Here is a 12,650-nt window from a genome sequence, read left to right as displayed (position 1 = left end):
AGGTGGTTTGTGTTGGGACCCTTAACGATGGCTATGGCAGAATTAGAAGAAAAGAAGGTTCTTGAACTGGTCGGGCAAGCCCTCCGCGAGCACCAGCCGCCTCTGGAAATTGTAGAAGAGTGCCGGCAGGGGCTTAAAATCGTAGGGGAACGTTATGCAGCGGGAGAATATTTCTTAAGTGACCTGGTAATGTCGGCAGAAATTTTCCAGGAGGTCCTGCGGGTTCTAGAACCATTGCTGGCCATTTTACCAATTTCTCAGGAGCAACCGGGTAAAGCCGATATCGTTTTTGGTACGGTAGAGGGCGATATCCATGACATCGGTAAGAACATAACTATCTCCCTGCTTCGATGTGAAGGATTCCGCGTCTACGATGCAGGGGTGGATATCCCGCCTGACATTTTTTTGAATATTCTCCAGGAAACAGGCGCCCGGATTTTGGGGTTATCTGCTTTACTGACTTCTTCTTTTGAATCCATGCGCCGGACCGTCCAACTGATCCGCATGCTGGCTCCTAAACCTGCGATCAAAGTTCTTATAGGAGGCCTGGTCAATGAGCGTGTCTGCCAGTATGTGGGTGCCGACGCCTGGGTGCGTGAGGCGGGGGAAGGAGTGGCCATCTGCCGGCGCTGGCTGGGGATGAGGGTTGTAAGTACCAAAGGGAGACAAGTTCATGTTTAACTGTCTGCTTTATCATATCTTTCCCAAGGGAAGGGGGACAAAATTTTAATTTTTTTGGTTCGGTAAAGCAGGAATTATCAAATATGAGTAGAATACTAGAGTAAATGTATAGACCGGCATACAAGTTTAAGTCTCTTGAATTGAGGCCCAATTACCTCAATTAGATGAATTGTGTAGCAGTTGAGGTGAGTTAAAGTGGAGTAAAAGTCAACCAGGATCAATAATTTATTGTCATTTAGCACATTAAATTAACCACCGTTTTTCAAATTAAAGTAACTCACGCCGCCGGCACAAACTGCAAGATTATCAAATTACAGCACCCCAAATTCTCAGGAATTGCACATTAGCACAATAAAATCCCCAAAGAAAAAAGCCGCTCAACGCGGCCTAAAAAGAAGGGGCCTTGAACCGTTCCGCCAATTTTTTATCAAGGGCAGCCAGGCGTTTTCTCTGGAAATCAAATCCTTGTTCCAGTTGCAACTGGCAAATAAAGCTGTAATAATGGGGTTCCTCGCGGGCGGTATAGAAAGACTCCAGGTATTTTAGCAATTCAGCGTAAAGGTCGCGGGCGAAATCCAATACCGGGCGTTCCAATTCCTCACCGTAGGAACCAGAAGTATTCGCCCAGAGGACGAAAGCCAGGATCTCCAGGAGACTTTCCACGTCTCTGGGGGAAGCAAGCTTAAGCATAGCCACCACCCTTAGAGGCCAATTTCGGCAGCTGCCTGGCGGACCACATCAGCACTAATCAGCTGGGCTTTAAGCTGGGCGCCCCAGAGGAGGGAAGTCAGGGCCAGGTTGTTCACCAGGCGCGGCCAGCCGCGGGAGCGAGAAGCGATGGCCTCGACGGCAGGCGGCTCAAATAAAGGCCTGGTAGCCCCCACCAGGGATAAATGGTGCTCCAGGTAGGCGCCCACCTCCTCACGGTTTAAAGGTTCCACCTGGAAGCGAACCACCAGGCGTTGGGCCAGAGACTGGGTCTGGTTCAACTCCAAGCGGCTCAACAAAAAAGGCAAGCCGGCCAGGACCAGGATAAAAGGATTAAAGGCGTCCATGGCGAAATTAAAGAGCAGGGCCAGGTCCAGCAGGAATTTGGGGTTAGCCAGGTGCATCTCATCCAGGATGAAGACGGGCGTAATCTTTTTATCCCGGAAGAACACCTGGACCGCCTGCTGGATCTGGTGAAAAAGGTCAATCTTGCGGAAAGACGGTTCTTCCCCCAGGCCCCGGGCCAAACCGCGGTAAAAATCCATGACCGTCCCTGTGGCCAGGGGCAAATAAATAACCTTAAAGAGGGCCGGGTTTAAATTAGCACAAAAGACCCGCAAGGCAAAGGTCTTACCGGCTCCCGGTTCCCCCACCAGGACCCCCATGCCCCGGACGCGGGATAAATACTCCAGCCGGGCCCTCGTTTCTTTTAAACTGCAGGAAAGGAAGGCATCCTGGGGTTTTAGCTCCTTGCCAAAAGGAGCCCCTTTTAAGCCATAAAAAGCCTGGTACATTCTAGTTTTGGCCCCCTCCCTGTAAGCTGGCAAAAGAAAGTTTGCTCTCCCGCTTTGCCCGGGCGTTAACACTGAGCGCCACCGGCTGTGCCACCGCCACCTCTTTACCGGCCACAAAAATCAAGACCCGCTCCAGTTTTTCCGGGTCAAAGCGCACCTCCACCCGGTTGCCGATAAATTGAGGCGGCACCTCAAAAAGGCGCTTGTTAATGGAGATAGTAGCATCATGATGTACCCGCCGTTCCTCCCGCTTGAAAAAAAGCGGCTCCAGAACAGCCGGGTCGCTCACCATCTTAACCTGGCTGAACTGGGACATAAACTTATCCAGGGGGCTCATACCCAAAGCACTGTGGACCTGGCGGTGATAATCTTCCTCCAGCCACTGCCAGAAAGAGCGGTTCAAGTTATCCAGAGATTTAAGGTGTTCATCTTTAACCAGGGGCAAGAAACGCTGCCTGACGGTCAAGAAGAACCTTTCGATCTTACCCTTGCTCTGCGGGTCATAGGGTTTAGTATTGATCAAGGCTATCCCCAGGGCCGCGCAGGCCAGCTGCAGCTGCTCCGAACGATAGATTTTACCATTATCCACGTAGACCATCTGCGGAATGCCCCGGCGTAAGATAGCCTCCTTGAAGACCACCTTCAAAGACTCAAACTTCTCGGAAGTAAAAAACTGGGCAAAAGTCACCAGGCGGGAACAATCATCGATAAAAGCAAAGAGGAAAGTAGCCACCTTTTTGTTGCCAACGCGAAGGTAAGGCCCGGCCGCCACATCCCCCTGCCAGAGGGTATTCACCGTATCATAGGCAAAGCGTTTCCGTTCCGGCTCCCGCCGCATCTCCCGGCCTAAAAGCCCCCTGGATTTCAGGAAACGGTAAATGGTAGCGTAAGAAACGGCGTCCGGTAAAATAACACCTTTAGCCACCAGTTGTTCATAAAAGACAGAAGCCGGACAGGAACGCTCCTCCTGGCGCAGGGCCAGGAGTTGCTCCTGTAACTCCGGGGATAAGGCCCGCGGCCTTCCCCGGTCAGAACGCCTTTTCGGTTTTAACCCCTCAAACCCCTCGCGGCGGTAATCCCTGAGCCAGCTGGCAATGGTCTGGGGGCTATAGTCGCAGAGGCCATAATACGGTACTTCATGGGGTCTGGCCGTAATACTCTCCAGGTAGGCCTTCCTGCTGGCTACCTGACCCTGCAACAACGGCGCAATCAAGCTAAAGCGAAAAAGAGCGATATTTTCCCGGTCCTTCTCGTCCATCACAACCCCTCCCCAGGATTTAAGGTTAACCGGTCCGGTCATTTACCAGTTTAACCTTAACCTGTCCCCCAGGACAGGCAAAAGGTGTGTGGTGGCTAATGTAGCAGGGAGGCTTTACGGAACCGGGGAAAGCATGGTAAAATTAATTAGCCATAAAATTGCGCCGGAAATGATTATGGAACCTTTGGGAAAAGGTTTCGGCGTTGGGGAACGCGGCAATCATTTCCAGCAATTTTATGGCCCTTTGTTTAAATTCCGGCGGGATTATTTCCTGGTAACCCTGCTCCCGGAAGAAGGCCTGGATGCAATTCATGTTCTTCGCCCAACGGCGGCGGTAGAACTGGAGCAGCTGGTAGTAAATAAGGAGGCGGGCCTTGGAGAAGAAATATATGAGACAGTCCAGAATGAACTTAAGGGAATACTGGTAATACGGCAGGAGAAAGGAAGGCAAAAGAGAGAAGGTGTGCCGGCAGGAGCGGCACCAAAAGCGGCAGATGGGCAGCTGTAGCCACTTTTCCGAGTCACTACCGGCATTACGCCAGTAAAAACCATGCCGCTTTAGAGCCTGCCGGGCCATACAGATAGGGCAAGACTCTATGACGGGAAACTCATTTTTCTTACCCCGGGCAGCATAATCCTCCAGGGAAATACCGAAATTGTATACCAGTTGCATAAACAGCCCCCCAGAATAATTTGCTAAAATTATATCACTTTGGGGGAACTGTTACATGTTATCTCGATATTTTAAATTGATAAAGTTAGGACTAGTTTTAAGGATGATAGTGTGCTAAATGACAATTTATCCCATGACCATAGACTCCGGTTGGATGCTTGGATTGATCGTAAACAATTACTACGGGGAGGTTAGTAGAATGTTTGAGAAATTAGTCGAGTTTATTGCTAATCTCCAAGAAGAAGAAGCAATAATGACAGCTAAACAGTTGCTGGACGGAGGAACTGACCCGATAACTATCCTGGAACTTTGCAAGGAGGCAACAGATCTTGTCGGCAAACGTTTCGAGCGAGGAGAGTATTTTATTCCGGATTTGCTGATGAGTGGTGAGATTCTCCGGCAAATTTCTGAACTTGTAAAATCCAACTTAGAAAAGGACGTAGAAACCACATATATTGGGAAGGTAGTTATTGGGACAGTAGAAGGTGACCTTCATGATATCGGGAAAAATATTGTAACTTTTCTAATGGAAGCCAACGGTTTTCAGGTATTTGATCTTGGCATAGATGTCCCGCCGCAAAAGTTTATTGACAAAATTAAAGAGGTAAAGCCCGACATAGTTGGTATGAGTGCTCTATTGACCGTAGCGTTTGAAGCTATGAAAGCGACTGTGGACGCGATAAAAGAAGCCGGGTTGAGAGAACAGGTAAAAATAATAATTGGCGGAGCACCTACAAATGAAGAAGTTGCCAAATATGTAGGAGCAGATGCCTATGCAAAAGATGCACAGCAGGGTGTCCGGCTTGCTAAAGAATGGATATAAATTCCTGGAGGAGTTTTTGTTGATATATTTAAATATTAAATTAAGGAGGGTTGCCCAATATGGTCAAGAGACCTGAGGAGTTATACCAAGAAAGGTTAAAAAGGGTAGAAGATGCAATTGCTCTCCAGGTTCCAGACAGGGTACCCATTGTAGTAGGATGGGGTTTTTTCCCAGCACGCTACGCAGGTATAACCTATGAAGAATACATGTATGACCCTGAAAAAATAATGACGGCAGCAATTAAAGTGCATGAAGATTTTGAGCCCGATTTAGCTGAAAATCCGTTTGGCCTTCGGTTTTTAGGCCCCATCCTTGACGTTCTTGATTTTAAACAGCTGAGATGGCCTGGAAGAGGCGTAAAACCTAATATGCCATACCAGTTTGTAGAAGATGAATATATGAAACCCGAAGAATATGATCATTTCATTAAAGATCCTACTGATTGGATTATAAGAAAATACCTGCCGCGGATCTGTGGGGCGCTGGAACCGTTAAGTAAAATAGCCCCCATGAAATATATTTATAACTACGGTAGGCTGAATGCCCTGGCGCCTTTCGGTACCGAAGAAGTACAGCAAGCCCTGGAGGCACTTAAAAAGGCCGGGGAAGCCGCATTGCGCTCCGCAACTTATGCAAGTAAATATAACCAGGAAATGAGGAAGAGGGGATTTCCCCTATCAAACGGCGGCACTACCCAGGCACCATTTGATACATTAGGAGATTACTTCCGGGGTACCCGGGGTATCATGTTGGATATGTACCGCCGTCCCGAAAAACTGCTTAAAGCGCTCGACGTGCTAACACCATGGATGATTGAGATGGGAGTCGCCGCCGGGAAGAGAAGTGGCAATCCCAGAATCTTTATTCCTCTCCATAAGGGTTCCGATAATTTTATGAACGAAGAGCAGTTCAAGACTTTCTATTGGCCTACTTTAAGAGAATTAATAGTGGGTTTAGTTGCTGAAGGGATGAATCCGGTAGTTTTTGTAGAAGCCGACCATACATCACGGCTTGAAATAATGCGGGATGTACCGCCGGGTAAGGTTGTTTACCAGTTAGAAAATACAGATATTTTTAAGGCAAAGGAGATTCTCGGTGACCGGATATGCCTGCGGGGTAATGTCCCTATATCATTGTTGTGCTTGGGGACTCCTGAAGAAGTGAAGAATTATTGCCGGAAATTGATCGATGTGGTTGGTAAAAAAGGCGGTTTTATAATGGATTCTTCAGTAAATGTGGAGGACGCCAAAATAGAGAACATAAGGGCCATGTTCGACTTTACCAAAGAGTATGGAGTATATACCTGATCGGAGCGGCCCGTCTCTCCCATGGTAAGTAAGCAAAAGGACTAATGATCAGAAAACTAAAATAAAAAATTGATAGATCTTTTATTACAAAGCAGGAATCGGCATATAAATGTCAAATAAATTAAACACAATAATCTATTATGGATAGACAAGTAGCGAGCATATAATTTATATAGATAGACAATTAGAGAGGAAAAAGATGAAAAGTTTAATAATAATTACCAAGCTAAAGGGGGTGAAGAGGTTGCCGTTCGGGCAACCAGGACCATGAAAATATTTGCTATTTGCAATAGCCCTAGAAAAAGTCATAGGAGGCGAAATTATTTCCGGCAAGCGATCCTTAGAAATAAGGATGCCTGGGAGTGGGAGCAGCGTTATTGGAGGGAGAAGGGTTGGTTATAGAGCGCCTTTTGGGCAGGTGGAGAAACCAGGCAATTGGACGTCACCTGGTGAAAGCTATCTAGGGAATAGGTGGTAGATATATCAGCATTCGTTAATTTTGGTAAACCACGAAGAGGGGGGACTACATCTGCCTACTTAATAATTTAGTAGTTCAAGAGATTGAATCGCCTAGTTTATCTCAGTTCCTGCAAGTAATTCGGGTCGATATCCAACATAAGAGTACCGAAGCAGAAGAAAAAACAAAGGAGGGCTACCGAAAATGAGCGATAAAGAGAAACTTTTTCAAGAGAGGCTGAATCGTTACCTTACAGTTCTGGAATGCGGGAAGCCGGATAAGGTTCCGGTTGGCTTCTCCGTGGGAGAATGGATAGTTAAATATACAGATACTTATTTACAGGAGATATATTACGATTTAAATAAAGCTATTGAAATAACGACCCAAGAAATTGACAGAGTCCTGCGCGATTTGGACTTTGACCTTTTCCGGGGAGGACCCTCTTTATGGTGGCCACCCATGTTTGATGCATTTGGCTCTAAGTTATACCGTTTTCCTGGCTTCCATCTACCCAAGGAATCCACTTTTCAGTATGTAGAGGCAGAATATATGGGGCCGGATGAGTATGACGATTTTATAGCTGATCCCACGGGATGGCTGGTTAAGAATTATTTACCGCGTATCAACGAAGAGTTTGCGGAGCCGGGATCCTACCGTGCCAGTATCGCCCTCCTCAAGAGTGCGGCGGCTTATGCCATGCAAGGCAATATAATGGGCGCTGCGGCCCAAAGATGGAGAAAAGAATATGGGTTAGTTGCAGGTACAAGTGGCTTCACTAAAGCGCCCTTCGATACGCTGGGAGACACCTTGCGGGGTACCAAAGGTATTCTAACCGACCTCAGGCGCCGGCCGGAAAAGGTTCTGGCCGCCTGTGAAGCTCTTGTGCCTCATAATATCGCCTACGCCATGATCGGTTCCCGGGGAGACACGACCCTGCCGTGCTCCGCTCCGTTACACAAGGGCGCCTATCCCTTCCTGAGCAGGGAGCAATGGGAGAAGTTTTACTGGCCGACCTTGAAAGCAGTAATCGAAGGTCTCTGGGCTAAAGGTAAGAGGACGTGGTTCTTTGCTGAAGGTGATTGGACGCCCTACCTGGATAAGATCGCCGAGCTTCCGGAAAAGAGCATTGTCTTCGTAATCGATACAACAGACGCTAAGAAGGCGAAGGAGATCCTCGGCGGCAGGTTCTGTCTGTTCGGTGGTGTTCCCACTACCCTTTTGACCTACGGTACGCCGCAAGAAGTAAAGGATTGTGTAAAACGCGCCATTGATGAGCTGGCTTGCGATGGCGGATTTGTCCTTGGTCCAGGAGGCGTGGTAATGGGTGATGCCAAGCGGGAGAACATTATTGCTATGACAGAAGCAGCACGAGAGTACGGGGTTTATTAAGGGTCGAATATACCATAAAAGGAGGATTAGGTACCGATGGGAGAAAGCAAGATAACCTCTTTTGTACCCGAACCAGGCACCTGCTTACCCTGGAGGATCAAGAAGGAAGAGTTCGGGGAGCTGGCCGGGGATGAGGAGATAGTAAAGGCTGAATGGGAAAAACTGGATGCTTTTGCTTATGCTTTCATATGGTTCTGGGTACAAAGGTAGCGTAAAAGAATTGCCTCGAGCCCGGTGTAGCGAAGCCATCGTACCACAATGCGTGATAGAGGAATGGAGGAGATAAATATGTCCAGGGAAACCTTAACCAAAGCCATGGCTGAACTGGAAGAGGAACAGGTATTAGCCGGGGTTAAGGAGCTATTGGGGAACGGAGCAGCCTCTTTGGAGATTGTTAAGGCTTTGCAAGAAGGGATGGTAGAAGTAGGCAACCGCTTTGAGCGTGGCGATTATTTCTTGAGCGAGCTAGTTATGGCCGGCGAGATTATGAAGGGAGCTATGGATCTTTTAGGGCCCCATTTAACCGGACAGGGAACCGAACATAAAGGGACGATTGTCATCGGTACGGTTAAGGGGGACATCCACGATCTAGGTAAGAACATCGTGATAATGCTTCTTAGAGGTTCGGGGTATAAGGTTGTGGATCTGGGTGTAGACGTACCCAAGGAGAAGTTTGTGGAGGCTATAAAGGAAACGGGAGCACCTCTGGTGGGCATGAGCGTGCTGCTGACGAGTTGCCAGCCGGCGTTGAAGGAAACCATCGATGTTATTCGAGGTGAGGGCTTGAATACCAAAGTGATAATAGGTGGCAACTATATCAACGAGACGGTAAAACAGCATGTAGGTGCGGATTATTTTGCCACCACCGCTAGCGATGGCCTTAAGGTGGCTAATGAGGTGTTTGGTCAATAAGGTTTAGCGGCTTAAGGATTGGACAGGACTCCCTAGATTTGAGCTACAGAGTAAGGGATTGTTCTTTGACAGGTATGGGTCCTGGTCGTCCCCAACAAGACTACAGGACTGTATGCCACTCATCCTGTTGCACAGAGTTTAAAGCCTTTTCGGAAGGGTGGCCAGGTTGACGGCGTTAAACGGGCTGAAAAGAGGAACGGCTTTCGAGTGACGAACCTTCTGCCGTCGATGATGTTGTCCTTCGAGCCAGCTTCGCTGGAAGTCATAGACTTCCAGCGAAGCTGGGAATGATATTTGTGGGGACAAGATGAGAGAACAGGACATATCAGAGTATTTAAACAACAGCGTCATTAATATGATTACCACGGGGCGATGAAAGAAACCATTAGGGCGATCCGGGACGTTGGTTTGGATACCAAGGTGTTCATCGGCGGCAACTATATCGAATTGGGTTCAACCCCCGTACCATAACTTAATACAAAATAAATAAAGGAGGGGAGCGCTGTGGCTGAGAAACTGAAAGCTAGTGTTATAAATTTATTCTGCATCGGGGAAATGGGTTTTTCCATCATGATGGCGGTAGCAGTAAACTATTATGCCTATTTTCTTACTGATGTGGCGCGCATTGGGGCGGCCACCGTAGGAACAATCTTATTAATTGCTAGGATTGCTGATGCTGTGTCTGTACCTATTGTTGGTGGGCTTATTGAAAAATCAAATATGAAATGGGGTAAATACCGTTCGTGGATATTGATTTGCCCGTTTAGTACGGCAATATTATTTATATTAATGTTTACTAATCTTAATATGACTGTCGGCGCTAAAGCAATTTTTTTGGGAACAGCCTATGTGTTGGCACATGTTTCCGTAAATTTTGCCTGGTCAGCATATGTAGCCCTTATACCTGTCTTAGCCAATGATCCGGTTGACAGGGTACGCCTTTCTTCCAGGAGAGCACAGACCACCTCAATAGCTCAGATAATTTTCGGTCTTATTGCTATGCCTCTGATTATTGCTCTAGGTGCTGGCAACGAAGCAAAGGGTTTCTTGTTAACGATCATTATATTCACCATCTTACAGGTGCTAGGTTACAGGTTAGTGGCTCATATTATAAAGCCTTTTGATGCTGGGCCAAGACCGGAAAGTAAAAAGGAGACGATAACTTTAAAGGATATGCTAATACAGGTTTTTACGAATCCTCCCCTGCTTGTATTGATGCTCGTAGAGTCACTACGTTTTACTTCCAGGTGGGCATTGCTAGGATTTGCTGTCTATTATTTCAAATATGTAGCCCGTAACATGCTTTTGGTGAGCGCTTTCTTCCCAATTGTAAACATAGCAGGACTACTGGGTGCTATTTTTGGTGAATTAATAGCCAGGAAGATTCCCAAAAAGACAACATATATAATTGGCGTGGCTACTGAAACCATATGTTTGCTATTAGCATGGTTATTTGCCAGGGATGCCATAACATTTATAGTCCTTTGTGCCATAGCCACGTTTGGTGTGTATATAGATCAATCAATACAAGCAGCTTTGTTTGCAGATACTGTGGAATATGCTGAATGGAAAACGGGTAAAAACGCCAGGGCGCTAATTATGGCCATGAGTGCGCTCCCGATTAAAATTGGAGTGGCCTTAGCTGGGGCGGTGAACGGTTTTGCCCTTGCTGCCATTGGCTATGTTGCTAATGTACAACCTACTGCTGAATTGAGCAGGGGCATCAGTACAATAGCAACATTCGTTCCTGGCATTTTTGGTGCGCTCGCGTTAGTAACGGTACTGTTCTATCCTCTGAAGGAGGAAAGAGTCAACCAAATAAGAATAGAAATTCAGGCAAGACGAAGTCCGACTTTTTAAGTATTTTGCTAAAAAATTTACTTCTCTTTTCGTTTGTGTCCTGATGATCAAGGGGACAGTAGATGCTTTTGTATAGACTGGTATATGAGGCTAGGTCAGATTTTATCTAAATAATTTCCTTCCGGTATATGAAGTTGCGTTGCGGTTGCGAAAACATAAAGTAGATGTAAATTATGCAGCACTCAAATTGGTATTAACAGGTATAAGCATTGACAGAACTGAGGGTAGTTGCCGGCAACTAGACACCAAGGTGCTGATTGGCTGGAACAGGCACCGACTATTTTGCCACCACGGTCACTGATGGAGTTAAGGTGGCTACGGAAGTATTCGGAAAATAATGCCGGTGCCGGCCCCAACAAGGACTCAATTAAGAATGAATTCTTTAGAATGGAGGCACAGAAAGTGTTGTTGGACAAAGGTGCCGGAGAAAGGTATAGGTGGTTCTATCCGGTAGCAGCATTTATCATAGGTATGAGTGTTTATATAACTGGCTTATGGACGCTGTTCTACCCCTATATTATGGAGCATTATAAATTAAACGTAGTTGCCCAAGTAGCCCTTGCTTCATCTTTAACAGGCGTCGGTAGTATGGTAATTGGACCACCGATTGCCGGTCTGCTTTTTGACAAATATGGTCCCAAAATCCCACTGGCGCTGGCGGGTGCTATTTTTGTGGCAGGTGCGGTAATTGTGTCGCTGACGCTAACTCCGATGGAATGGGTTGCAGCCAAGTACTACTGGTATATCGGTAGTGCAGTCATTGGATTCGGAATCGGGCTGTATGGTGGCACGTGGCCTGCTACAATGGCCAGGTGGTTCCCCGACAAGATTGGAACAGCAATGGGGATAGCTGCTGCCGGGACAGGTTTGGCAACAACTATTTATGCACCTATTACAGCGGTTTTGATAAAGAGCCTGGGTTTTTCTAACCTCTTCCGGATTCTGGCATGTATAGGATTCGTTGTACTTTATGGAGGGGTTATGTTATGGAAGGTGCCCTCTCCTGATTGGGTACCTTTCGGGCAGAAGCCCAAAAGCGGGGCGGGAGAAAAGACAACACCGGCTGGGAAAGAGCACTTTACTCTGAAAGAGGCCGTGAAGGATATAAGGTTCTGGCATCTGTATACATGTTTCTTCTGTGCAGCTTTCGCAGCCCTGTTCTTTACGACAAACGTATCTATGATAATATTAGAAGGGTTAACCAAGACTGGAACAGATAGGCAATATGTTGTAAGAACAGTGGTACCAATGTTCTTAACCCTCACCGCCCTCGCCGGCGCTGCCGGGAGATTGATATGGGGTAATCTGATGGATAGAATTGGAGGACCCTGGAGGACTCTTCCAATAGTGTATTTTACATCTGGAGTAATGATTGCCGTATTTTATCTGGGGTACACAAGTGTAGCATGGATTATGATAGCAGGTGCAATCTGGTATTTCTTATTTGGAGGCGAGCCCACTGTACATTATGCGGCCGTTCCCTATTTGTTTGGGAGAAAATCTATAGGAACAATCATGACTGTGCTAAACGCCTTTTCAGTAGGGCTAGGGATCGTTTTAGGCCCCTACGTAGGTGCGTTTATCAGAGACCTTACTGGCGCATATAAGTGGTCATTAGCGCTGGCTATAACCCTCCGTATAATCGCCACCCTTGTAGCACTTAATGGATTAAGAATTTCCCAAAGAAACTTCAAGTCTCAGGCTGACACCAGGGCTGCATCATCCTAGTTTTTACTACTATATAACAAGCTTTAGATTGGAATTGTTGTCGAATGCTGTCGGCAAACG

At 46.9% G+C, this 12,650-nt stretch carries 12 protein-coding genes; 8 read left to right on the top strand and 4 right to left on the bottom strand.

Annotated elements, in window-relative coordinates; genetic code table 11:
- The first annotated feature begins 9 nt into the window (after window positions 1–9).
- Entirely contained in the window at window positions 10–681 is a 672-nt protein-coding gene (locus tag MGLY_RS02435; protein ID WP_422880099.1) for a cobalamin B12-binding domain-containing protein, read from the top strand.
- Between the two features lie 387 nt (window positions 682–1,068).
- On the opposite strand, the gene MGLY_RS02430 is transcribed toward MGLY_RS02435, so the two are convergent.
- From MGLY_RS02430 to MGLY_RS18700, 4 genes are all read right to left on the bottom strand, one after another.
- Window positions 1,069–1,371, bottom strand: coding sequence for a hypothetical protein (locus MGLY_RS02430; RefSeq protein ID WP_156271580.1), 303 nt, complete (start codon window positions 1,369–1,371; stop codon window positions 1,069–1,071).
- Window positions 1,372–1,382: 11 nt separating this feature from the next.
- Window positions 1,383–2,183 (bottom strand): ExeA family protein, encoded by an 801-nt coding sequence (locus MGLY_RS02425; protein WP_156271579.1) that lies wholly within the window; start codon window positions 2,181–2,183, stop codon window positions 1,383–1,385.
- Between the two features lies 1 nt (window position 2,184).
- Window positions 2,185–3,441: a helix-turn-helix domain-containing protein gene (locus MGLY_RS02420; RefSeq protein ID WP_156271578.1), complete on the bottom strand. Its 1,257-nt coding sequence runs from the start codon at window positions 3,439–3,441 to the stop codon at window positions 2,185–2,187.
- Window positions 3,442–3,583: 142 nt separating this feature from the next.
- Window positions 3,584–4,018: a DUF6431 domain-containing protein gene (locus MGLY_RS18700; RefSeq protein ID WP_422880105.1), complete on the bottom strand. Its 435-nt coding sequence runs from the start codon at window positions 4,016–4,018 to the stop codon at window positions 3,584–3,586.
- Between the two features lie 295 nt (window positions 4,019–4,313).
- Here MGLY_RS18700 and MGLY_RS02410 point away from each other — a divergent pair, with 295 nt between their 5' ends.
- From MGLY_RS02410 to MGLY_RS02380, 7 genes are all read left to right on the top strand, one after another.
- Window positions 4,314–4,937: a cobalamin B12-binding domain-containing protein gene (locus tag MGLY_RS02410; protein ID WP_156271576.1), complete on the top strand. Its 624-nt coding sequence runs from the start codon at window positions 4,314–4,316 to the stop codon at window positions 4,935–4,937.
- 59 nt (window positions 4,938–4,996) lie between these two features.
- Window positions 4,997–6,244, top strand: coding sequence for a uroporphyrinogen decarboxylase family protein (locus tag MGLY_RS02405; protein WP_156271575.1), 1,248 nt, complete (start codon window positions 4,997–4,999; stop codon window positions 6,242–6,244).
- A gap of 661 nt (window positions 6,245–6,905) precedes the next feature.
- Entirely contained in the window at window positions 6,906–8,090 is a 1,185-nt protein-coding gene (locus MGLY_RS02400) for a uroporphyrinogen decarboxylase family protein (RefSeq protein ID WP_156271574.1), read from the top strand.
- A 36-nt stretch (window positions 8,091–8,126) separates the two neighbouring features.
- Window positions 8,127–8,300: a hypothetical protein gene (locus MGLY_RS17755; RefSeq protein WP_170290896.1), complete on the top strand. Its 174-nt coding sequence runs from the start codon at window positions 8,127–8,129 to the stop codon at window positions 8,298–8,300.
- 78 nt (window positions 8,301–8,378) lie between these two features.
- Entirely contained in the window at window positions 8,379–9,002 is a 624-nt protein-coding gene (locus MGLY_RS02395) for a cobalamin B12-binding domain-containing protein (protein WP_156271573.1), read from the top strand.
- A gap of 504 nt (window positions 9,003–9,506) precedes the next feature.
- Window positions 9,507–10,862, top strand: coding sequence for an MFS transporter (locus MGLY_RS02385; RefSeq protein ID WP_156271572.1), 1,356 nt, complete (start codon window positions 9,507–9,509; stop codon window positions 10,860–10,862).
- A 228-nt stretch (window positions 10,863–11,090) separates the two neighbouring features.
- Window positions 11,091–12,590 carry an MFS transporter gene (locus MGLY_RS02380; RefSeq protein ID WP_170290895.1) on the top strand — a complete coding sequence of 500 codons (1,500 nt, stop codon included), beginning with the start codon at window positions 11,091–11,093 and terminating at the stop codon, window positions 12,588–12,590.
- Window positions 12,591–12,650: the final 60 nt, after the last annotated feature.

This window comes from Moorella glycerini (genome assembly GCF_009735625.1).
Classification (GTDB): Bacteria; Bacillota; DSM-521; order Neomoorellales; family Neomoorellaceae; genus Neomoorella; species Neomoorella glycerini.
The sequence above is the reverse complement of the archived record's forward strand: the minus strand, read 5'-3'. Positions and strand labels throughout refer to the sequence as shown.

Excerpts from the sequence above, each read along its gene's own strand:
- MGLY_RS02430 (WP_156271580.1), bottom strand. The coding sequence starts at position 1,371 with ATGCTTAAGCTTGCTTCCCCCAGAGACGTGGAAAGTCTCCTGGAGATC.
- MGLY_RS02425 (WP_156271579.1), bottom strand. The coding sequence starts at position 2,183 with ATGTACCAGGCTTTTTATGGCTTAAAAGGGGCTCCTTTTGGCAAGGAG.
- MGLY_RS02420 (WP_156271578.1), bottom strand. The coding sequence starts at position 3,441 with ATGGACGAGAAGGACCGGGAAAATATCGCTCTTTTTCGCTTTAGCTTG.
- MGLY_RS18700 (WP_422880105.1), bottom strand. The coding sequence starts at position 4,018 with ATGGCCCGGCAGGCTCTAAAGCGGCATGGTTTTTACTGGCGTAATGCC.
- MGLY_RS02410 (WP_156271576.1), top strand. The coding sequence starts at position 4,314 with ATGTTTGAGAAATTAGTCGAGTTTATTGCTAATCTCCAAGAAGAAGAA.
- MGLY_RS02405 (WP_156271575.1), top strand. The coding sequence starts at position 4,997 with ATGGTCAAGAGACCTGAGGAGTTATACCAAGAAAGGTTAAAAAGGGTA.
- MGLY_RS02400 (WP_156271574.1), top strand. The coding sequence starts at position 6,906 with ATGAGCGATAAAGAGAAACTTTTTCAAGAGAGGCTGAATCGTTACCTT.
- MGLY_RS17755 (WP_170290896.1), top strand. The coding sequence starts at position 8,127 with ATGGGAGAAAGCAAGATAACCTCTTTTGTACCCGAACCAGGCACCTGC.
- MGLY_RS02395 (WP_156271573.1), top strand. The coding sequence starts at position 8,379 with ATGTCCAGGGAAACCTTAACCAAAGCCATGGCTGAACTGGAAGAGGAA.